This is a genomic window from Neobacillus sp. NPDC093182, assembly GCF_044754045.1.
Window position 1 is genome coordinate 154,902 of record NZ_JBIVOI010000003.1, and the last position, 24,215, is coordinate 179,116.

Annotated in this window: 16 protein-coding genes; 2 read left to right on the plus strand and 14 right to left on the minus strand. The window is 40.1% G+C overall.

Annotation, left to right across the window (positions count from 1 at the left end):
- Positions 1 to 110: 110 nt before the first annotated feature.
- From ACIQAA_RS08120 to ACIQAA_RS08150, 7 genes are all read right to left on the minus strand, one after another.
- On the minus strand, positions 111 to 3,221 hold the full coding sequence (locus ACIQAA_RS08120) for an alpha-mannosidase (protein ID WP_402617470.1): 3,111 nt from the start codon (positions 3,219 to 3,221) through the stop codon (positions 111 to 113).
- A 36-nt stretch (positions 3,222 to 3,257) separates the two neighbouring features.
- Positions 3,258 to 5,138, minus strand: coding sequence for a beta-N-acetylhexosaminidase (locus tag ACIQAA_RS08125; RefSeq protein WP_402617472.1), 1,881 nt, complete (start codon positions 5,136 to 5,138; stop codon positions 3,258 to 3,260).
- 50 nt (positions 5,139 to 5,188) lie between these two features.
- Positions 5,189 to 5,809, minus strand: a complete 621-nt coding sequence (locus ACIQAA_RS08130; protein ID WP_402617474.1) for a YesL family protein — start codon at positions 5,807 to 5,809, stop codon at positions 5,189 to 5,191.
- Positions 5,810 to 5,845: 36 nt separating this feature from the next.
- Positions 5,846 to 7,174, minus strand: a complete 1,329-nt coding sequence (locus ACIQAA_RS08135; RefSeq protein ID WP_402617477.1) for a glycoside hydrolase family 125 protein — start codon at positions 7,172 to 7,174, stop codon at positions 5,846 to 5,848.
- A gap of 10 nt (positions 7,175 to 7,184) precedes the next feature.
- Positions 7,185 to 9,881: an alpha-mannosidase gene (locus ACIQAA_RS08140; protein ID WP_402617479.1), complete on the minus strand. Its 2,697-nt coding sequence runs from the start codon at positions 9,879 to 9,881 to the stop codon at positions 7,185 to 7,187.
- Positions 9,882 to 10,150: 269 nt separating this feature from the next.
- Entirely contained in the window at positions 10,151 to 13,159 is a 3,009-nt protein-coding gene (locus ACIQAA_RS08145; RefSeq protein ID WP_402617481.1) for an endo-beta-N-acetylglucosaminidase, read from the minus strand.
- 653 nt (positions 13,160 to 13,812) lie between these two features.
- Positions 13,813 to 14,316 carry a DoxX family membrane protein gene (locus tag ACIQAA_RS08150; protein WP_402617484.1) on the minus strand — a complete coding sequence of 168 codons (504 nt, stop codon included), beginning with the start codon at positions 14,314 to 14,316 and terminating at the stop codon, positions 13,813 to 13,815.
- A gap of 236 nt (positions 14,317 to 14,552) precedes the next feature.
- Here ACIQAA_RS08150 and ACIQAA_RS08155 point away from each other — a divergent pair, with 236 nt between their 5' ends.
- Both ACIQAA_RS08155 and ACIQAA_RS08160 read left to right on the plus strand, forming a co-directional pair.
- Positions 14,553 to 15,482: an ABC transporter ATP-binding protein gene (locus tag ACIQAA_RS08155; RefSeq protein WP_402617486.1), complete on the plus strand. Its 930-nt coding sequence runs from the start codon at positions 14,553 to 14,555 to the stop codon at positions 15,480 to 15,482.
- 1 nt (position 15,483) lies between these two features.
- A complete protein-coding gene (locus ACIQAA_RS08160; protein ID WP_402617489.1) occupies positions 15,484 to 16,605 on the plus strand; it encodes an ABC transporter permease in 1,122 nt (373 codons plus the stop codon).
- A gap of 30 nt (positions 16,606 to 16,635) precedes the next feature.
- Here ACIQAA_RS08160 and ACIQAA_RS08165 read toward each other — a convergent pair whose 3' ends face one another.
- From ACIQAA_RS08165 to ACIQAA_RS08195, 7 genes are all read right to left on the minus strand, one after another.
- A complete protein-coding gene (locus tag ACIQAA_RS08165; RefSeq protein WP_402617492.1) occupies positions 16,636 to 16,896 on the minus strand; it encodes a hypothetical protein in 261 nt (86 codons plus the stop codon).
- A 135-nt stretch (positions 16,897 to 17,031) separates the two neighbouring features.
- Complete coding sequence (locus tag ACIQAA_RS08170) at positions 17,032 to 17,928, minus strand: ROK family protein (protein WP_402617495.1); 897 nt, start codon at positions 17,926 to 17,928, stop codon at positions 17,032 to 17,034.
- Positions 17,929 to 17,956: 28 nt separating this feature from the next.
- A complete protein-coding gene (locus tag ACIQAA_RS08175) occupies positions 17,957 to 19,393 on the minus strand; it encodes a glycoside hydrolase family 1 protein (RefSeq protein WP_402617498.1) in 1,437 nt (478 codons plus the stop codon).
- A gap of 30 nt (positions 19,394 to 19,423) precedes the next feature.
- Positions 19,424 to 20,638 carry a response regulator transcription factor gene (locus ACIQAA_RS08180; RefSeq protein ID WP_402617501.1) on the minus strand — a complete coding sequence of 405 codons (1,215 nt, stop codon included), beginning with the start codon at positions 20,636 to 20,638 and terminating at the stop codon, positions 19,424 to 19,426.
- A gap of 1 nt (position 20,639) precedes the next feature.
- Complete coding sequence (locus ACIQAA_RS08185; protein ID WP_402617504.1) at positions 20,640 to 22,403, minus strand: cache domain-containing sensor histidine kinase; 1,764 nt, start codon at positions 22,401 to 22,403, stop codon at positions 20,640 to 20,642.
- A gap of 34 nt (positions 22,404 to 22,437) precedes the next feature.
- Positions 22,438 to 23,256 carry a carbohydrate ABC transporter permease gene (locus tag ACIQAA_RS08190; protein WP_402617887.1) on the minus strand — a complete coding sequence of 273 codons (819 nt, stop codon included), beginning with the start codon at positions 23,254 to 23,256 and terminating at the stop codon, positions 22,438 to 22,440.
- 79 nt (positions 23,257 to 23,335) lie between these two features.
- Positions 23,336 to 24,211 (minus strand): carbohydrate ABC transporter permease, encoded by an 876-nt coding sequence (locus tag ACIQAA_RS08195; protein ID WP_402617507.1) that lies wholly within the window; start codon positions 24,209 to 24,211, stop codon positions 23,336 to 23,338.
- Positions 24,212 to 24,215 lie beyond the last annotated feature (4 nt).

Below are 24,215 nucleotides of genomic sequence, written 5' to 3' on the forward strand. Positions count from 1 at the left end.
AGTTGACTAATTTAGGATTAACTGCAAAAATCTTAGATATCTGAAATTTATGCCAATTCTTTAAAAAAAGATGACCAACTAGATCTACTAGTTGGTCATCCATATAGTTATCACAAGATTCTAATTGTCTTAATTTCATAGGGTTTAATCTCAAAGTCTATCGGCAATTGGCAAACTTCAGCCACTGCTTCTTCCATTAAATTAGTTTCAACCCATGAAGTGATGTTTTTTCCAACGTCAAGGTTAACCCTTCCTCTTCGTCCCTCATACTCATGCAAACGAACGATAATCCCGTTCCCATCATAAGCCGGCTTCACAGCATCAAACCAGACATGGTCTGAATTTGTATCTAAGAATGATGCTTCTTTTGTCCATTTTCCTTCTACAGCAACAATCGGATCATTGAGATCCCATGCTTTTTCAACACTCTTGCCCTGACGCCAATCCCCGATATGAGGATAGAGTGAATAAACAAAAGAATGTGCCCCTTGATCCGCTTGAGGATCTGGGTGAACAGCTGATTTTAATAAGGTTAAACGGATTGTATTTTCTTTTATGTCATAGCCATATTTGGAATCATTCAGTAAACTTACGCCGTAATCAGGTTCAGACAGATCAGCCCATTGATGTCCCACTGATTCAAATTTCGCCATTTCCCAACTTGTATTCCAATGCGTAGGACGCTTTACATTTCCAAACTGGATATCATAGGTGGCCTCTGTTGTTCGAACATCCACAGGGAAAGCCGTCTTCAGTAGTTTACTCTTTTCGTGCCAATCAACACTTGTGTCAAAATCAATCCGGCGATCATTTTGATAAAACACAATCGACTGTGAAATTTCAGAATGATGATACTTCCACTTCACATGAATGGTAAAAGTTAGTTCCCCATCTTCTATAACTTCGAAAGACTCTATGTCACGGATTTCTTCCATTTTTTCTTGATAGAAGATATCAATATCCCACGCATCATGTGCAAGAGGTTTATCTTCAAAAATTTGCAGAACGTTTCCTCTTTCATTCTCGGCTAGAACATGACGTTCTGCCACTTTATCATATAACGTTGTTATCTGACCGAATTCATTCCATTCAACGAGGTAAAACGGTGTTTCTAATTTCCGGTCATGATAAAGAAAGCTTGATTTTATCTCGCGGGCTGCAGCCTGCGGTTCAAAATACAATGTTTTGGCACCAAAGGATGGAAGTGTATCCACTTCGACTAGCCAGCCATCCGTACGTTTTTGATGTGGTAATACAGTTCCGCTATCGTCTTTCCATACCCCTGCATGGTAATCCGCAAATTGAGGGATCACTACATTTCTCATTCCCTTATGATGCGCAGCGTTAAATAGGACAACAGAATTGTCAGCTTGATCAATCCCGCTTTTAATCACTCGTGAACTTACAGTTTCGGCCACTTCCAGTGCTTCCTTGTATTCTTCCTTCGCATCCTCATAAACCTCATGAATAGAGGAACCTGGAATAATATCGTGAAATTGATTCCGTAAAATAATTTTCCAGCCGTCTTTTATCTCCTTGTCCCCAATCCACTCTTCTTTTTCAGAAATCCAGGAAGATAGGAATTCAACTCTTCTATATAAAAGTTCCAATTTACGATTCGTTTTTTTCATAAACGCCTGGCTTGTATACGTACCTCGATGGTATTCCAGATACAATTCGCCATCCCATTTATGGATATAGCCGTTAGACTCCTCCACATTTTGATGAAGCTTTTCAAAAAACTCTCCAGCCGTTGATGTCTTTACATTCGGCATACCAGGCATTTTGTCCAGTCTGCTTCGCATTTCAAGCATGTGGCGATTGACTCCGCCGCCGCCGTCGCCATACCCGTATGAAAGCAGCAGATCTTTTGACAAGTCCTTATCACGATAGCCCGTCCATGCTCCTTTAACCGTTTTGGCCGTAATAAAGCCATTATACGTATAAAACCATGAATCCGCAGAATTCCAAGGTTCAGGCGTTGTAATAAAGTGCGTTAAAATTTCTGACCCGTCTATTCCCTTCCAGTAAAAGGTATCATGTGGCATGCGGTTGTATTGATTCCAGCTGATTTTCGTTGTCATCATCGTTTTGATGCCTGACTTTTTTAGGATTTGTGGCAATGCCCAGCTGTACCCAAACACATCGGGTAGCCATAAATATTCACAATCAACTCCAAATTCTTCCTTAAAGAAGGCTTTTCCATGCAGAATTTGGCGGACAAGCGACTCACCACTAGGAATATTACAGTCAGCTTCCAGCCACATTGCGCCCCCTGCTTCCCATTTGCCTTCCGCAATTCTAGCTTTCATTTGTTCGTAGATGTCAGGATAATCAGTTTTGATATAATCATAAAGCTGTGGTTGTGTTTGTAAAAATAAATATTCTGGAAATTGCTTCATTAAATGCAAGACAGTCGAGAAGGAACGTGCTGACTTTTCTCTAGTATTTCTTAATCTCCAAAGCCAGGCAACATCAATATGTGTATGGCCAACGGTGTACACCGTTATATCTGATGATTTGTTAATAGATTGAAGTGCCTTGGTTAGATTCTCCTCCGCTGCATAACAGGATTCATAAAACTCATGACTTCCAGGTTCCGTCCAACTAATAAGCTGCAATGCATCGGAAATAACCTGCTTCAAAATCGTATAGGCTGATTCTGCCTCACTTGTTTCCATCAATACTTCATAAGCTGCCAAAAGGGTGTAGTATAAGTTATCAACCCGCTTATCAAGCCAGCCTATTTTCGCCATCTCCAGTTTAAATTCATTGTCAACCGGAACTCCTCCGCCCTCAAGCCCCGACCAAAGTCTAAAATCTAAACGCATCGGCCCATTAGCGGTTTGTTCATCAAAGAGAACCTCTTCATGATTGGAATCAACACCTTGATAGGGTTTTCCATTTACAAATAATAACGATTCAAACCCTGAATTATTCCCGCCGCCTGTCTTTCCGAAGGAGAACAGACCGACAACCTGCCTGCTGTTGTTTGGTATGTGACAATCAACGTCCGCATGCAGCCAGATATATCGATCCCGTCCTTTCCAATAATCGCCTAGCTTCATGACACTTTTTTCATCGTAAGATACGGGCGGGTAAGCCCCCACCTTGCCGTCATCTTCCTGTGTGGTAAATTGATTGATTGAAATACAATCGCGATAACGGTACCCTTCTAACTCCCGAATACGCGCTTCAAACTTTCTTTCCGTTAAGAACAAGCCGAACACCTCATTTAGTTATTTGGATTCTTTCCTTTACAATGAAAAGTTTCCTGCAGTAACGATACGATGATAGACATTTCCTCCAACTAAGCCTTCAACTATTTCCCAAGGTCCGTCATGTCGTAAGCGTTCTTCTTCCAGTTCCTCAATAGCAGAAATCCTGCCCTCCAGCCATTCTTGGATTCGATATTTGACCGAGTCAATTCGGATAATGACGCCGCCGTATCGAATATCGAGCACCTCCCAGCCAAACGGCTTATACGATTCAAACCAAACTCTTCGGTGCTTTTGACGTAATTGGTCCACATTGGTTTGAATCCAATCCAGCTTTGAGAGGATTGATCTCATTTGCTCATAATCCTTTTTCTCGTATACTTCTTTTATCTTAATTCCGATTTCCGCCTTCACACTTAGAACCCTTGCCAATTGCTCATAAAAGTCAAATAGACTTTCCCATTTTGGATTGTTGTGTTTCGCCTTTTCAATCTCAGAAACTAGTTTTTCATAATGCTCCCCTAAGGACAAACCTTTACTATTTTCATCGTATAAACCGATTAGTATATCCTGGTATAGCAGCACTTTTGAGGTCATCGATGAATTCATATTGTCCTTCATGACGCCAGGGGTTTCATCCAGCCTTTTCAAGACCATAAAATCATCAAAGTTTCCTTCTCCGCAGAAAGCATAACGCTCAGCTGTATGTTCTAAGGTAACTTCCTTTTGATAGGTGTGCTCCGCAAATAATTGCAGGATTGGCAAGGATGTTGAGAATGGCGTTTCCGCTCCATTGTCACCCCACAACGTTACAAACACTTCTTTTATGCCCTCTTTTTTACTCGCAGCCATAGCGGCTTCTGTCGTCACAATGGCTTTCCCATAGTTAGGAACAATCCCATTCCATGTCCACGCACCGCCAGCAAAAATGGCATTTCGCCCCAGCTGCTTATGGTGTTGAAAATCTTTTTCATAGACTTCCTGCTCTTTCCGATAATAATTCCAATAGACAAGTTCTACATCAGGAATGGTAGCCAGTATGTCTTCACGAATTTTTCCGTTTTCATCTCGATATTTGCTGTCTTCCGAAAACAACGGGAAGTACATATCGCTCCAAATCATCGGTTTTAGACCATACTTTTCCGTAATAGAAACAACCTTTTGCAAATGCCTGTTCATGATATCAATATGATTCTCATAGCCATGTTTTTCTAAATACTTTCCTAAGCCGAGTTGGAACGTCTCATCCATACCGATATGTATTCGTTTTGTCCTGAAGGGTTCCGAGGCTGCCCTAATACAGTTTTCCAAGAATTGATACGTCCCTGGTTCATCAACCAATAAAATATCGTCTGTGTCTTTAAAAGTGGAAGCATAATTCCATTTAAGCGCTTCCCGTAAATGACCCAGGGATTGAATACAAGGAATCATTTCAATCCCTAATTTACTTGCATAGTCATCACATGCCTTTAACTCCTCAGTCGAATATCTTCCCCGCATATACCCAAAATAAGGATGTTCCTTTACCTCGTACGTATCCTCTGTATATAGCATCAATGTATCTAATCCCATTACAGCCATTCTTTGCAGCAGCTTTTCTACATCTGAAACGGTTGGCACTGCATTTCTAGATGCATCCAGCATAACACCGCTCATTTCAAACCGTGGTTCCTCTGACAAGTCAAACTCATTCTCTTTCCTATAATGTTCAAGGAATAATCCTAAACCGCGAAAAAAGTGAATAGGCTTTTCAAAGCAAATTTCTCCCTGCCCATTGTGATTCATGACATGCAAGTGACCATCTTGCTTTACCACATGAATCGGATAGCCATCATCTGAAAGTTGAATAGATAAATTTTCCTCTATAAGTTTAAGCCCTTCCAGTATAGAGGTCACGTCTCCTGTGAAGTGTAGTTCCATCTTTCTCCCTCATTTCATTTCGTTTGTAAATAAATAGGAGCTAAAGATTCTTAAGAATGAGATAATCTCTGCTCCAGCCGGTTAAACCGATTCAAGCTTACCCTCATCATCCAGTAGGCCGGAGCAACTCCAGTAATTAACGGAAGCAAGCCCGGAAACCTCATTAACAGCATGCCAATAACCACTAGACCTGCTCCAATCCATATTGCGGATGGCAGTCCTGTCAGGGTAAATAGAAACGATTGTTTTACATATTCTTTCGGTGAAAGTTCATAGTGGACATAAATGGAAAAAAAGTACCCAACAGCCAATAGCAGAACAAATACTAAAATATATAAGATGATTAAAAGAAAACTAGCAAAAATGCCTGTCATTAATTGCTCTACAATCCGAATATCGATAAAGAGAAAAAGGCCTATCCCGTAAAATATTAGGCCTATCCCATTGCTTCTCTTCCATTCTTGAAAGTACACCTGCTTAAACGTCTTCCATACAGGCAGATCACTTTCTTTCCTCAGCCATTTCCGGACAATGGTAAACAGGGCAACGGACGCTGGAAAAAAGCCAAAGACCCCTAACCCAAGAATGGTAAAGGCAATCCAATACAGATTGGCCAAGATCGCCCTCCAAATCCATTCACATACAACAATCATCCATGGAACTTTTTTCATTATCCATCACCCTTTCAAAGACTTCCTTTACAGGATTTAAGCTAAATTGATTTGGTTCTTCATTAATTGGTTATAAAGCGGACTCCCTTTGACTGCTTTACCCGTTAAACTTAAAACGAATTCACTAAACATCGTGTTTGCCCAGGCAAACCAGTCTCTTGTAAATTCTTCAGGGCAATCGGCATTAAAGCCTTCGTGCATAAAATTTGTGCCGCCGTCCGTTTGTTTAAAATAAGCTAGAATTTCTTGTTTTTCTGCTTCACTGGTTGTGGTCATCCCTTGAATCGCGAGTGCTATATGCCAAATATAGTGATCGGGAGTGTGCGGACTTCCAATTCCATTTGCACATTTTCCTTCGTAATAATATGGATTATCCCTGCTTAAAAGGAAGGAACGTGTGTTTAAATAGGCCGTGTCGTCAAATGGAAGATAACCTAAGTACGGTGCTGCAAGAAGGCTCGGAACATTCGCATCATCCATTAAATTTACGCGCCCTTCTCCGTCCGTTTCGTAGACATACATATCTCCGTGAACAGGGTGATCCAACTTTGCAAATTGTTCAATCCCATTTTGAATTTCTTTTTGGAGCTTCAGGCATTCCGCTTTTAATGCTTCCGCTTTAAGAGCATCACACATTTCCGCTGCGTAGCCTAAGACGACTACTGCAAACATATTAGCCGGGACAAGATAGCCATATGTACAGGCATCATCACTAGGACGAAACGCACTCCAAGTCATCCCTGTCGGAACAACCCGCCCACCTTTACCATCCCGTATTAACGTATCGGATTGACGGCAATCACTCCGTAGAAAGCGATAAGAAGATTCATTTTCATGATCCTGCTCTGTCCGCCATACTTGAATAATCGTTTCCATTACTTGTTGGAACGTGTCATTTATATGAGAGGTACGTCCTGTCGATTTCCAAAACAGGTAGGCAAGCTGAATCGGATAGCATAAAGAGTCTATTTCGTACTTCCGCTCCCAGATATGCGGGGTCATCTCTGTCAGGTCCGTTTGATGTCCCTTGCCATTTGCACTTTCGTTGAAAGCATTGGCATAAGGGTCGTGCAGGATAAATGCGAAATGCTGGCGGATAACTCCTTCCAGGAAATCAGCCATTTCTTCATCCTCTTCAGCCGCCAGTAAATAAGGTCTTACCTGTGCGGCAGAATCCCTTAACCACATTGCAGGAATATCTCCGGTAATCACAAAGGTTTTGCCGTCTTCTTGTTTCTTCATCGTCGTGGTATACGTATTCACAAAACATTGCTCAAACATAAGCTGTAACTTTTTATCATGTGGAAAAAATTCCTTTACATGATCGATAAGTTTTTGCATGGATTTAGGAATTACTGTAGTCATTTTATCGCTCCTATCTTTTTTTATTAAAACCTAGTGTTAGAATTTCGTATTTTTCAGCGTCATAGGAATCTTGGATTTGATCAGTATTTTCTTCAAGAATAGTACTTTTATAGGAACCATAATTATGATCGATAAAGGCTTGAAGACTTACCTTTTCCCCCGTCGGATTAAACCAGCGGATCATAACATCATCACGCTCTTCAGCCACTTTCATCGACGTCCAAACGAGTCCGTTGGATTCTGTTTTTACAAATTGATGTGTTTCGGGTAATGCACCTTCATGGACGTTTGTCTGAACAACCACGAGCGGGACTTTATATTGATAGGCATCGACAAATGCCTGTGATTGGATGACATCCTTTTCATGCGTCAGCACTTGCCATTCGGCCGTTTGCATTCCCAGGCATTGTGCTTCAGGTGTCGGGAAATAGCCCCAATCCCCTAGCTCCGCTGACGAACGAAGCACGGTTACCGCAATGGTTCCATCCTCCTGAAGAATTTCATATTCTTGTAAACCATCTGTTGCTACCGTTAATCCCCTTGTATCATCCGCCAGGCTGGCAAAACGCTGCTGATGATGACAAAAGCTCGGATTTTCCCATTCCTTCTCCGGTGTATTAGGGCGGGTAACAATCTCAAAAATACTGTCAGCTTTATGTGTTTCAGTCCGTAAACCTGTAGGGAAAAGAACACGCAGACGGTGGTCAGTTGCTTGGTTGTTAATCGTCAGCTTAAATGCCGGACCCTTCATTCCCTTATCAAGGGTGACAACACTTCGCAAGGTGATTGCAGTCATATCGCTCGATCTGCCTGCTTCCCTTTCCTTATGCCAAATAAGCCTATTCCGTTCTAGTTCTAAGCGACCGTCCGCAGAAACCGGTATGGATAACGTGTGTGTAAACTCTAGGACTGTCCGCAATGTGCTTCTTTCTAGGAAGTTAAATTGTGCTGGTAAATCTTTAGTTGTGATCGCGGCATGCCCTTTTGCTTCTTTGTACATATATTCGTTCCCAATATCCCCTGTATCCTCGTAAATTCCAAGACGATAAAAGGTCTCACCGGTATCCTTATCCGTTAAATCATAACTTCCATCTTCATGGAACTGTAAATGAACATATTCATTTTCCATTTCAAGCCGGGTTCGTAAAGATTGTCCATTCTCCTCTGCCGCTTGTTCACCTGGTACAAGGTAGAATGTTTTATAACCAAACGAAGGGATATCCTCCGCGAAAAATGAAAGCTTGGCACGTTTTGCAAAAAACGGCTGACGGAACTTATCATCCGGCAGGTCGTAGCCAAATTCGACTACAGAATCTTCTAGCTGATATTCTATCGCTCTGCCCTCACCATCAACCAGTTTGTATTCTTTCAATGGTTTATCCTGCAAATAAACGGGAATTTCTTCAAAGTGCATTTGTGAAAAATACACTTTTTCTAAATCGACTACTTTCGAAACGACTTCATTTTTCTCCCATCCGGTTGTATTCATGACAACCAGCGGAATGCCTCCTTCAGGTGTCTGTGAAGTATCAACTTTTTGTGCAAGTTCAGCTGCTTTTTCCTCGACAAATACTTCTCCCATTTGTGATACACTTTCAAAACGAGTAACCATTTCACGGTGAACTTCATCGACACTACAGCCGCAAATACTGTCATGCGGGTGGTTCTTCATCAGTGATTTCCACATAAAGCGGATGTATTCCCGCGGATAGGCGCCACCTGCTAAAGCTAACATGGCAGCCAGCGGCTCAGCGTTCTTTTCCAAAAGGGTCTGACAGTGATGATTCATTTGCTTCAAATAAATTCGGCTTGAGGCAGTATTGACAAGGGTGGACCAGCCATCTGTCCGCTGATTGCGCAATTCTCCTTCGATTACTTGGAGCTGCTCAGGCAGTGCTTGTTTTAACGCTTCCGTATATTCATCAAAACTAGAATGTTTAAACTGATAATCTGGATATAGGGCAGTTGCCGTTTCAATCGCCTCTGGAATCGACTTTTGCAGCGGCTGATGATCGCAGCCATTCATAAACAACAACTGATTCGTTGAGGCATATTTCTCAGCATCTTGGAGCTTCTTATCCCAGAACGCTTTCGCTTCAGCTTCATCCACCGGGATTTCATTCCCATTGGAATACCAATTGGCAAAAAGAATACCTAAAACACTTGAACCATCAGGTGATTTCCAAATCATTTCAGAATAAGGTGATTCATAGTCAGGAACGTCTGATACCGTGTTATTAAAGCCGGTCGGCTTCACTCCTCTGCCAAAGGCAGCCGTATCAATTCCCGCTTGCTTTAAAAGCTGAGGGGCCTGGCCGTAAATACCGAAAGTGTCCGGAAAATAACCTATTTTTGAAACATGTCCATAGGCTTTCGTATCATTCATACCAATCAGCAGGTTTCGAACATTTGCTTCAGAGCTTGTTAAAAACGCATCCTGCAGGACATACCAAGGACCGATATGAAGCTTTTTCTCCTCTATTAGTTGCTTAACAATTTCCCGATTCTCCGGGTGAACGGCGAAATAATCCTCCAACAGAACCGTTTGGCCATCTAGATGAAACGATTGAAAGCCGTTTCCTTCCTTTTTGAACTGGTCAATAAGATTATTCATAAGCTGTATGAAATAATAGCGGTGTTTCTCAAAAGGTAAGTACCATTCTCTGTCCCAATGGGAATGAGATATAATATGGGCTGTCTTGTTCACGAGACTTCCACTCCTTTAACGATTTCTAAAGTGCGAAAACGCTGTCATTATTAAAAAATAAAATACTTCTAGTACTTACAATAAGAAAACCAGACCCAAACAGCAATAGAATAGCGGCAAGTCATAAAGTTATTACAGTCGATATAAAATTAATCCATAAAATGAATGGTCTATTAAAAAGGGTCCGTTTCCCACTGCATTGTTACAGTGAAAAACTGGACCCTTTCGTGTCAGAAGAATGTGAGAATCAGAGCTCCCCGCTATTCCCCCTATTTGCTTCCATTATTAAAATCTCTTTTCAATTCCTGTATACGATCCATAGCTTGAACCAAGGTATCATAGTTCGTGACCTGGTCTCTTAATGTTGGGTGAAGCTTATTGTAGGCAACTTTACAATCATTGACGATATCCTTATCCTCTAACGTCATATCAGCAACAGCAGGAAGATCACTAATTTGATGAATCACTTCCGTTACCTTTTCATGTAAGTAAGCTGTACTGAACCTTAGACTTTCTCTTTCACCTTCGTTTTGAACAGTATAATAGATTCTGCCGCCTTCTTGGCCAAGGTCCAACTGTTCAAAGGAAACCGTTCCGTCTCTTTCAGCAGCCTTTTCTGCTAGAACATCCTTTGCGTCCAGGGATCTATATAATCTAACTGTTTGGCCCTGTTGAACTCTATCAATTGTCACTTTATCTTGGGCACCCGTATTATTTTCAGCACCTGCAAAATGCATCATAATATTTTCCGTTCTTGGCAGCGCGTCACTTTCAAACATCTGCCATTCATAGATTCTAATCGCGCCCCAAGGAGAAGTACCACTATTGTAGACCTGCAGCTTGAATTCTCGTGCCGTGATAGGCTGATCTAAAATAATATCGGTCACAGCCTTCGTATTATCTGTAATCCTTTTAGCACTGACCCATTCACCAGTTTCATTCTTATAAAGCAGCTCGAAATCAACGGTGTTCATGTTACTTGCTTCCCCGCCATACTCAGCATGTTCCACACGCCAGCGTTGGATTGTTTTCTCCTCGCCAATGTCAATGGTCATATAACCAGTTTTTGCATTCGTTGCGCACCACTTACTATTACCGATTGCTGTTCCATCTAATGCTTTCAATGCAGGCTCAGCGTCATTTTCTGCTGACACACCTGTTACTTGTGCACCAAGAACAACATTTTCAGAGGTTGGATTTAGCTCAATCTCTGTGGCATCCGTGCCCATGCCCCAGTCAAAGTCAACAACAGCAGCTTCACCCCGTACATAATCTTGATTGACTGGTACGACTTTTAATGAAGTACTATTATCACTTGAAGCGTTTTTATTCGTTCGCGTAATAGTTGGTGTATAAAAATAGTTATTCGGTGTAACGCCTAAAAGTGTTTCCACCCCATCGGCATTCTCTTGGTAAATCTCATAATGCAGTACGTTCTTCTGCTCGGTCCAGCCTAAACGAGCTTCCGCCTCAAATGCTGTTCTCGGCATTTCTTCTAAAATTTCTACATCTGCAGGTTTCGATAAAACCACTTCAGCTGTATCATAAATGGATAGCTGACCTAAATGAAAAGCATAGTTTTCGTATTTTTCAGAGTTACTAACCTTAAGACTTACAGCATACGCCGTCTTTCCTGCATCTTCTCCCAAATCAACGATGGCTGTTTGCCAGCCCTTTTCAGTCGCGGGAAGTGAATAATATTTCATGTTATCCTGTGAATAATCTTCACTGTATGCTACACCAAGCTTAACATCTGCACCTGATTGATTTTCATAGACCACGCGGACCTTTGTACTGTCGGTAATCGGAAGTTTAGTGCTGTAAAGCATAGTGTCATTTTCAGAGTTGGCATCGAGTGTACCGCTAAATTTCAGTGAATTACCACCGTTATAGGCTTTTTCAAAATCATAGGATACATTGATTCGGCTGCCTTCACCGCGAATCCACCAACGCCAGGTTGGCATAATATCTTGGATTGAGCGATTGTTCCACTCAAGATCACTAGCAATTTTTCCATTAACAAAGTATTGTTTTCCATGGCCGCTATTAAAGTTTGTCGTAAAAGGCATGTCCTGAATAACAGACGAATCGGTCACAAACCGAGCCATTCCTTTCCAATCGGAAGAATCATCTGCAAGGGTTGGGTCGCCCTGCGGTCCCGTCCAGAGATTTTTTTCTTTTTCGTGGAAGTCGGCAGGATTTTCCGCCAGCCCCATTGTCGAGTTTGGGGTATAAAGTGCGATGGACACCTTTGGCTGTTTCTTTTCATCCAATAGTGATTCCGTATTAATTTTTGTATTGTAGGAATTCTGTTGAATTTCGAAACCTGCATAGGCGTCAAAAGGGTTCCGGTTATGACTATTCATCGTTTCAACGGTTGTGTTAATCTTACTGGTGTTCCAGTTATAGTTTAAAAAGAACTCATCAACGGCATATTCCCCGTCCTCTGCCGGCTTCACGTACATGTCATTTTTACTGTTGATAGAATCCTGATAGTTGACATTTCCCGTATTGTCCTGAGCGTCGTACCAGCTGACATTAAGGTTTGAATTCCGTTTGATATAGCGCATCATTTCATTCATGCGTTCAGCTGTTTGCTGATTTACACCATACGTTTCTTGGTTAAAGAAATAGCCATCAAACCCAAAATACTCTGCTACCTCAATCATTTTGTCTGCCACAGGGAAACTTCCGTCTGCATCCTGCTTTGTAAACTTTTCTATTTCAGCAAGTCCTTCAGCTGATCTGCCCCATGGGAATCCAAGAGTTGCATAAACAGGCACCCCATTTCGATGAGCGGCATCAACAATATCTGGTGTTGGGATGGCAAAAATCCCCTCATTGGTTCCCGCCCAGTAAATATAAGAGTCAAGCAGCTGCCAGTTGTCGAAAGCGTATACATTAAAGTCGTTGCTTCCAACAGAACTCGCCTCATCATGATTCCACGTCGTGATTGCTGCAGAGGTGATACCAGCATTTGGATTGGCTAGTGGATTAATCTGAGCACCTTTGAATCGTTCTTCGTTTAAAGGGACGCTGGCGCGGTTCAATTCAGCATCAGGGTCCTTTTCAGGAGACCACTCCATAAGTGAATCAACATTGAAAGCGGGTGCCAGCGGCTTTAGACTGAGCATGTCCGCATAGTTCTCATTGACGACAGCGGTTCCGTCCCCGTTAACCCCGGCTTCAGCCCCAGGGGCACCCATTGAACCAAGTAACATGATTGCCGCCGATGCAGATAAGATGCGGCTGTACAACTTACATTCTTTTCTTCTCATTTTGCTCCTCCTCTTACATTTATTCACTCCCGAAATTGGAAGCGCCTCCAATCATTATAAAATTCTGACCACTTTAATAGTAGTGGAGTAATAATAGATTCACTGTCCAAATTAAAGTAGCAAACCTGCACTGCTCCTCTCCTGCTTTTCGGCTAAAAATACTTACTAGAATGCCGTCTGCTACTTTTAACCCACGTACATTATTCCACTTGGTACTTTATTACCGAAATTTGGAAATGCATTGACCTCCGTCATGTAAGCGTTTTAGAATCGGGGTATATATTTGGTTTCATGTGACTGGATCATACTAGGCATGGAAAACAGAACGAGATCATTTCTCGTGAGTTTTCTATGCCTTTTTATGTTCTAGCAATCAACCAAAATATAGAAAAAGAAGACACGGTTTTAAAAAAAATGGCTACTCCTCCCCAGCCATTGGGACCGAACCAACTGATGATAAAATCAATATTTTAGTAGGAACAAAGGGCTCAAATGGCCAGGTAGATTCCGATGCAGCGGCAAATGCAAATAGCGAAGGCAGCGATTTTTCAAAAATTGATGCCTACCAATGACATAAAAGTTGATAAAACTAAGTTATTTAAGTAAAAAAAGACGATTCGAGGGGGACCGAATCGTCTTTTTGCTGCCTATAATTAAACTGTTACTTTTGCTTTATTTTTTCTAACAGATTTGTTGATGAATGGTACTACCCAGTAGTCTAAACCGTATTTACCTGCGTTGAAGCCTGCTGTTAAGATGATGAAGCCTAAGAAAATATCTGTTGGGTTATGAGAAACTGTACCTGCTAAGAAGAAAGAGAAGTTCATTACTAGACCAAAGAACATTGCTGCGGTTGTTAAACAGCCAAGCATAAGTCCTAAACCGATTAACGTTTCTCCCCAAGGAACGATAAAGTTAAAGATATCAATGTTTGGCAGCGCAAAGCTTTCTAAGAAGTTTACATACCAGCCGTAAACCATGTTGCCATCTGGACCTTTTACTGGATTGGCTACTGCATTTTTTAAGAAACCTGTAGCGTCAAAACCGCCTGTAATTTTATGAAAACCAGCTGTGAACCAAGCATAGCCAAGGTATAAACGAATAATCGTTAAAATAGCTGCAGAGATTTTATTTTCTCTTAAAAAGTTGTTAAACATAAGTCATTCCGCCTTTCAAATTTTGTTTGCTCTTTATACTTACACTATATTGGATTTTGATAGTTAATAACATGGGTATAGTGTTAAGTTCACAGTTTGTTTGAAAAGATATGACGGAAGTTTGAACAGCCATGAACTACAGTGATTTAGCATAAAGTTCGAATGATTTCCTTAATAAGAACATATACAAAAACAGGGCAATAGTCCGCAGGTTTAAGGAAAGGCAGGGGAACGAAATGAACGTTTTAGAAGTGAAGAACTTACAAAAATCATTCGGATCCATTAGGGCTGTACGGGATATTAGCTTTTCGGTAGAGGCAGGAGAAGTGTTCACCATCATTGGGCCAAATGGTGCAGGAAAAACGACCACACTTGAAATGATTGAAGGACTGGTAACACCTGACCATGGCGAAATACATTTTGGAGATATGAATTGGCGCCAACATGGTGTTGCCATTAAGATGAAGATTGGTGTTCAGCCTCAATCTAGTGCCATGTTTGATTTATTAACCCCAGAAGAAAACTTAGATCTATTTGCTACTTTTTACGAAAAGGCAAGGCCTACTGAAGAGATTCTTGAACTCATCAACCTAACCGAACATCGTAAAAACCAAGTAAAAAAACTCTCTGGCGGCCAGCGCCAGCGGCTTGCGATTGGACTGGCGATGATTAGTGACCCCGACATTATTTTCCTTGATGAACCAACAACCGGTCTTGACCCACAGGCACGCCGTCATATATGGGACATTATCCTCGAATTAAAGAAGTTAGGTAAAACGACGATTTTAACCACTCATTATATGGAAGAAGCAGAAAAACTGAGCGATCGTGTATGTATTGTGGACCAGGGCAGCATTGTAACAATCGATACTCCCTCCGCACTCATTGAAAAACTAACGGAAGAAAGAGAAGTTCGCTTATCCTTCTTAGATGGAGAAAAAGCGTCTGAAGAGGCTGCTATTTTCGCGGATAATCTTAACTCTGTAGCTCGCACTGAGCGTGATGGTGAGGTATTGAAGCTTTGGACGATTAAGCCGGAGGATACTCTTTTAGAGTTGTTTAAGTTTACAAAGGAAAAGGACTATCAAGTGGAACAGGTCTCCATCCGTGAAATGAGTCTAGAAGATGTCTTTATTGCTTTTACAGGTAAGGAATGGAGGGATTAACTTGAACCATTTTAACCAGTTCAAAAAAATGTTCTCGGCACAATTAAAATTGACCCTTCGTGAAAAACAAGCATGGTTTTGGGGGATTTTCTTCCCTGTTATCTTAATGGTTATCTTTATGGTGATTTTTAGCGGAAGTTCCGATGACGAATTTAAATCGGAAATAGCGATTGTCGCTGATAACCCTAGTCCGACCTCTGAAATGCTGTTAACACAAATCACACAACTGTCCATCCTTGATGTGAAAACTGGTGAGCCGGTTAACCGAGAAACCGCTGAGCAATGGGTGAAGGATCAGGAAGTGGATGCGGCGATTGTCTTGCCTGAATCCGCAGACGACACTTCCTTTGTGCTTTTGGTAAACAAAGAGGATGAGCAAGGGGTAACCACTCAGGCGTTATCTGCCATTCTCGATAAAATGGTTCAGCAGGCAAACCTTTCAGCAGTTGGTGCAACGCCTACCTTTGATATTCAATTTGAATCACTTACATCTGGAAGCAATGAATTGAATTATACAGACTTCCTTTTAACCGGAATGATTGCCTTATCGATTGCTCAGGGCGGTATGTTTGGAATGGTCGATTTAGTAGAAATGCGCCGTAAAGGCTTAATTAAAAGACTGCGGATGACACCTGCAAAAATGGGGATCTTTGGTCTTAGCGATATGGTTATGAGGCTGTTATTCAGCGTTATTCAAATCCTGCTATTATCGCTAATCGGAGTTTTTATCTTTGGGGCAAATCTCTTTATCAATTTTCCAAGCCTTATCGTTATCTTTTTAATAGGGGCGCTTTCCTTCAATGCTTTAGGCTACCTCTTTTCTTCCTTCAGCACGACACAAAATGCGTATATGGGTGTAGCAAACATTGTCAGCTTCCTCATGATGTTTTTGAGCGGGGTCTTCTTTCCTGTTGAAACGATGCCGGATTGGCTCCAGCCGATATCCAATCTCCTGCCTCTCACCTATTTTGCCGAAGGCTTGAGAGATAGTATGGTTTATGAAACAGCACTGTTCTCCAGTACCCTTTGGTTTGGGATTGGAGTATTAGTCATTTGGGGTGCACTATCCTTTATGCTGGGAGCATTGTTGTATAAAAGAAAATCGATTGTCGCCGCTAGATAAGAAAAAGGAAGGGAATATCCTTCCTTTTTCTTATGAAAAACCTGCAACTGTAAATAGGATGGCCAAGCCAACTAATAGGATGAAAGCTATATATCCTAATATACTTAGAATGGTAATAATCCAGCCGACTACCTTTCTGTCTGTTCGAATTAAATAAATCCCTAAAGCGATCGCACCAAAAACGAAACCTAGAATTCCCCATAGAACGGGGCTCTTACCATGCTTTTTAGAATCGATTACTAAATAAATGGACAGGATGATATTTAAAGCCAAGCCAAAAAAGCCTTCCAAAATGACCTCTCCCTACTATGTTCAAAAGTATAATCTTAATACAATATTATACCAGAAAATACCTTGCTATAACTCATAATTTTCAGAAAGAATAAGCAAAAACCGCTTGGATGACTAGAAACCAAGCGGTTTTATCTAAAAATCTATTTCCGATTCAGTGTGCATGGCACCGTATACTGCTCCTAGTAAGTTGGCATTTTGACGATACTTACATGCCACGATTTCTGGTTTAATCTTCGCAAGGTCAACTCTAGATAATATGTTATCCAGCTTCTCATTGATTCCATCAATCAGTTCGTCTCTAGCACTGATTCCACCCCCAATGACGATGACTTCAGGATCATAAATGTACTGCAAATTATATATCCCAAGGGCCAATAAATGATAGAAATGATTGATAGCTTCGAGACAATCTGTATCTCCTGATTCAGCAAGCTGAAAAATTTGTTCACCCGAAATAGACTCCACATCAATTTGCTTTCTTTTTGCAACATTTCTCACCAGTGCAGCAGTTGAAGCTACCCTGCTCCAAACATCATTGCTATTTTGGGCATCACTAGTTAAAAGCATATAACCGAATTCGCCGCCATGGAGATGGGCTCCTTTATGCAATTGACCGTTTTTAAACACCGATCCGCCAATTCCGGTTCCAATCACCATAACCAGCACATCTTTTTTTCCCTTAGCTGCGCCGTTCCATATCTCAGCATATCCCGCACAATTGGCGTCATTTTCTAAGTAAACCGGAAGGGAAGTTAGCTCTTTAACCAAATTTTTGATATTGGGTCCATGTAAGTAACGAATGGCACTGGAACCATAAATCACACCTTCATCTGAAACAGCACCAGGTGAACTGATGGCAATCCCTTTTATATCTGAATACGTCTCTGCAAGATTTTTAATAATACATAGCAGTTCGTCTAATGTACCCGGTGTTTTCACTTTATTGTTCGTAAGGATTTCAGCCTTTTCGGTGACTAATCCGTATTTAATAAATGTTCCGCCAATATCAAAAGCTAAATATTTACTCATCTTCAAACGCCCCTATACAGCAACTCTTTTATTTATAAATGTTGTCATCTTGTGCTTCGAATTGTTTTGTTTCGATTACATCTTTTAGCCAATAAGCAGATTTCTTAAGTGCACGGTTTCGATTTTCTTCAAGGTTAATTTCAACCAACCCATAACGATTCTTAAAGGCATTCATAGGAGACACATTGTCGCTGAAGGCCCAAAGCATATAGCCAGTACAATTGGAGCCCTCTTCAACACCTTTTAACAACCACTTCAAATGATCACTAATAAATTCAATGCGGTAATCGTCTTGGATCATGCCTTCTTCATTTTTAAAGCGGTATTCATTTTCCACGCCCATACCATTTTCGGCAATAAACCATTCGATATTCCCGTACTCCTCTTTCATCCGCATTGCAATATCATACATTACTTGAGGATAGATTTCCCAGCCGCGGTGAGGATTCATTTTTCTTCCTGGTAAATCAAAGCTTTCATAATAATAGGATGGATGGAAAGGCGTTTCCTCATTCCATGCCGTTGAACGAGCTTTTACACGGTATGGGAAATAGATATTCAATCCTACATAATCGACTGTGTTCTCTTTAATGATTTGCAATTCTTTTTCTGATGCTTCAAAAGCAATATCATGTTTATACATTAAGTCCATCAATTCTTCAGGGAATTCCCCTTTAATCGAAGGATCCAAGAAAATTCTGTTGTAAAACAAATCAAAAATGCGGGCTGCTTTTTGATCATGTTCAGCAGATGAACGAGCATAGGCTACCTCAGGATTAATGATGTTACCAATCTTTGCACCATATTTATCTTTTAAGCCCATTTGTTTAAATAAACGAATAACTTTAGCTGTTGCTAAACTTTTATTAAAATTCCATTGCATCCATTTCTGCGTATTTTGTTCAAATGGATAACGAATCGCATCTAAGTATACACGCGTTTGAATGACAATCGGTTCATTAAACGTAAACCAATGCTTAACGCGATCGCCATAACGTTCAAACACTTTTTCTGCATATTTAACGAATAGATCAACAACATGCTTCGATCCCCATCCGCCATATTGCTTAAATAAAGAAGAAGGAAGTTCGTAGTGTTCAAGACAAATCATCGGCTCCACGTTATTCTTAATTAACTCATTGATCATATCATCTATATAACTAGCATATTCTTCATCTACCACGGCATTTTCATAATCTAATAAAAAACGTGACCAGTTAATAGACGTTCTAAAGTTCTGCAAACCAATTTGTTTCATATAACCAATGTCTTCTTTATATCTATTTTTAAAATCAGTTGCCACAGCAGGACCATACCCATTGTGCCAAACATTTTTATTCTCTTTATACCACATGTCCAGAAAGGAATCCTGTGTCTCTTTTTTTCCTGACCATCCTTCCGTCTGCCAAGCAGACACGGCTGCTCCAAGGAAAAAGTCCTTCGGTACATTCATTTTCTTTTGCATTCTACTTACCTCCAGTTCCATAAGACACTCTTATGAATGATTGATATTATTTGCTGATACGTTTCTATACTTTGTTGGCGTATAGCCAGTAAATTTTTTAAACACATCAACAAAGTACTTATATTCTCGATAACCCACCTTTTCAGCTATTTCATTTACATTAAAAGGGGTTTCTTCAAGAAGCTGCTTAGCTGCATCAACACGCAAGGTATTAATATATTCATTAAAACTCTTGCCAGTTTTTTGTTTAAATAATGAGCTGAAATAATTGGGGGAAATATTAATGACGTCCGCTACCTCATGTGCCTTGATTGGTGAAGCGTAATAGGACCTAATATATTGTTCTGCCCTATCCATTAACCAGTCGTTCGCCTTTGACTTATTAGCCAATGATTCACTTACAGGACTGACAACAAGCCCACCTTCACTAAACGGAAGATACCGAGTATCTTCATACAATCTTAGATAAACCTCATTCAGCTGACCTATTGTGATGTCTGTATCATTAACGACACAATTTAACTCTTGAAAATCCAAATTCTCTGGAGTAATACAAGAAAAATTATTTGTTACACAAGTTAGTAAGACATTTTTACTCGTAAACACCGATACACTTCCAAACCCCTGACTGTTTAACGAATTTTCCACTTGGTTTTCCCAATCCACATTCAAGTTTTGCAGTTCTTCTTCAGAAAGATCTTTTGTTTTATTTTTATACTCTTTTAACATCGTAACAAAGGGATAAATACGCACATCAGCAAATAAACTCGAGTAGTTTGGAGTCGTATCAGGTATATCTAAAACTTGATGAAAAATAGCATTTTGTAAATTCATCTGATAGATTTGCTGTGCAGATTTTTGGTCTTCTTGTAAGGTACTAGTAATTTTTGTGATGACCCGTAAAAGCTCATCTACCTCTACCGGCTTCAATAAGTAATCCTTTACACCTGATTGAATCGCCTGTTGTGCATATTTAAAATCGTCATACCCACTTATAATAATCGTCCGAATATCAGGATAGTTCTCTGCAAGGAATGCTGCCAATCTCAAGCCATCAACATTCGGCATTCTGACATCGGTTAATACTAAATCTATGTCACCATGTTCCTTAATCTTCTGAATAGCCTCCGCCCCATCGTACGCAAGGTCAACAACTTCCACCATATATTCATCCCACGGAATTGTCTGTTGCAAACCACGACAAATAATGGGTTCATCATCAACGATTAGCATTTTAAAGGGCATACTACTCACCTGTCTCATTTGAAATTAGATTACGATTATAATTCTCGGATATAGGGATCTTCAAACGGATCCATGTTCCCGCCTCTGAATCTAATACCTCGAATTTTGCCTCTTCACCGAACGCGATCTCTAAGCGGTCGATGAGATTAGAAATCGCATAACCGCCTTTCCGATTATCATCTTCATGCTGTTTCTCGTTCTTAAATCCCCAGCCATTGTCGATTACATCCATCCAAATTTCCTCATCAACCTTATAGCACCGAATCTGGATAACACCCTGTCTAGGCAAATTTTCAAACCCATGAAGGATACTATTTTCTACTAATGGCTGTAAAATTTGTTTAATAATATAGACATCTTTTATTTGATCATCATAAAAAATGCTATAATTTAGACGATTACCAATTCGACTCTTTTGTAACTCCAGGTAATTTTGAATATACTGGATTTCTTCCTCTACCTTTACCCACATTTTTCCCATATTTAAATTCATACGGAATATTTTGGATAAACGCTCAATTAACTGACCTGTTTCCAATGCTTTTTCTAACCGTGCTGTCCAACGAATCATGTCCAGCGTGTTGTATAAAAAGTGTGGATCAATCTGGCTTTGAAGAGCCTTCAATTCCGATTCACGCTGCTTAATCTTTAACTTGTATTCTCGATTAATATAATTTTGAATCGTGGTGACCATTTGGTTAAATCGGAGTCCTAATTTTCCAATCTCGTCTTGTGAGGAGATATGAACCTTGGCACCGAAATCCCCTTCTCCCAGTTGCTTCGTTTGCTTCGTCAATTCCACAATCCTTCGGATAAAGGACTGATAAAATCCAACAAAAGCCAGCGCCCCGAGCGCTAATAAGAGGAAAATCATAAAAACAAACAAGCCGCGGACATTATATAAACTTCTAACCACTTCTCCCTCATTAACCATAGCAATCGAAACCCAATCCGTTCCTGCAATTGCCTTTTTCACAAGTAAATAGTCACTTTGATTTGCTTTAGTTTTCAACGTTCTATTCTTGCTGTTTACAATCCAACCGGTTATTTTTGGATCAGGAAAGGGCTTCCCGGCTAATGAAGGATCCTGGTGCAGGACGACTTCTCCTTTTTTGTTCAATACAAAATAAACACCAGTTTGGCTGATTGTATTATTTTCTAATGTCTTATATAGCTTAGATTCGTCTAATCGAATTCTCACCATTCCGATAGGTTCGTTGATATGGTTAATGTCATTAATAACCCTTGTCAAACTAACAACATTCTTTTTTTCAGACCCATTTTCAATGACGCGAAAGGTATTGCTCCAATATGGACCACCTTCCAGGTCCTTGGCTCCTTGATTCATACTGACTTCATTACCGATTATGTGGCTGCCTATTTCTAAAACATGTCCATCATTCGCGATTAATAGAATCGAATCAATATAACTATGACTCATAAGCTGAAAGGTAAAATAACCATTAATCCCTGCAACTGCCTCTTTATACTCCGCTTGATTAATATCTTCCTCCGTAGCCGTAAAAAACGTTCGGAAGTTTTTTTCATAAATCATATATGAGGACATATTCTCAATCCCACGTATGATGGATGTTACGTTATCTTCATTTTTTTCTAGTTTACCAACCGCATTTTTTTCAGCCTGCTGCTTAAAAACTGTTGTGGTTTGATAGTAGATAATGCAGCCAATAATTAAGGTTGGTAAGGTAATCAAGAGTAAGAATACGGTAACAAACTTATTTTTTAATCCCCAATTTCGGATCATTGCACATCAGCCTTTTAATTTATTACCATTTAGTTTATCCTTTTACGGCTCCGGCTGTCATACCATTTACAATTTCTTTTTCTAAGAATAAATAGAAAATGATAATTGGAATCATGGACATCGTTAATCCTGCCATCTGCGCTCCATAATTAACGGTAAACTGACCAGCAAAACTTGCAAGACCTAACGGCAATGTTTGAAGGGCTGGATCATTTAGTAATACGAGTGCAAACGAGAACTCGTTCCAGTTATAAATAAAGTTCAAAATGATAACGGTAGCAAGCGCCGGACGAGACATCGGCAAAATAATTGACCAGAAAATCCGGAAGATTCCGCAGCCATCGATAATCGCTGATTCTTCAATATCTTTCGGAAAAGCCTTCATAAAACTGGTTAAGATAAATATCGTTATCGGTAAATGGAAGGCAATATACGGAAATAACAAGGTAATTGGATTATTTAATAATCCCAAATTTTTCAGTAAAATAAACATTGGAACAAGAGTAGCGTGAATCGGTATTAACATCCCGAAAATAAAGAAAGTGTACAAGGCGTTCTTAAACTTAAATTCAATTCTTGCTAGAAAATAAGAAGCTAACGCTCCGATTAACACAGTGAGAATAGTTGCAAGTAAACATATAAAAATACTATTTTTGAAGAGGACGCCTAAATTAGCGGTGCCCCACGCTTCAATATAGTTATCAATAACCAAAGTCTTAGGTAAACCAAATTGATTCACCGCAAATTCTTTTTCTGACTTAAATGAGTTAATAATCATCCAAATAATAGGATAAACATTGATCAACGAAAAAATAATTAAGACTGCATAAATAAGGGTATTTTTTACACTCATTTTCCTGGTGCTTTGATGCAGCGGCAATGCAGATTGTGTTGTTTTCTTAATGGTTGTTTCCATTCTGTGCCCCTCCCCATCAAATAAATTTTTGGCCAAGAACTTTTTTTACAATTCCAATCAATATAAGACTGAAGAAGAAAATAAATACGGATACCGCACTGCCGTAACCATATTTCAGATTCGAAAATGTCTCATTGAACATATACAACGCCATAACATCGGTAGAATGCGATGGTCCGCCATGCGTCATAACATAAATCAAATCAAAGGTTCTTAAACTACCAGAAATACACAATATGATAGCAACTATAATGGTATCCCAAATCATAGGGATGGTTATTTTCCATGTAGTTACCCATTCAGAAGCACCATCCATTTTTGCCGCTTCCATTACTTCTTCCGGTATGTTTTGCAAGGCTGCTAGGAAAATAATTAAATAGAGTCCAACGAATTGCCAGATGACCGTAATACAAACAGCCACCATGGACCATTTTGTATCACCTAACCAGTTTTTTGCCAAAAAGTCTAACCCAACAGCTCTTAGAATTTCGTTAATCATGCCATCCTTCGTATTATAAATCAGGCTCCATGTTAGCGAGATAACAACCGTTGATAAGACCACAGGAAGAAAACCAATGGTTCTAAAAATCTTTAAGCCCTTGATTTTTCGATTTAATAAAAGGGCTATAAACAAAGCAATCGGAATTTGTCCAAATACTGAGGCGATGACAACAAAAATGTTATTACCTACTGAATTCCAAAATAATTGATCTTGAAAAAGATTCTCAAAGTTTTGCAGACCGATGAATTCCATTTCCGAAAAACCGTCCCATTCCATAAAGGAATAATAAAACGATTGGATAATCGGATAGATAGCAAAAACGGTATAAATCAAAAATGCCGGCAGTAAACCGATAATAAGAGCCGCTTTACTTTTCCCAGTTAGTTGCATATTT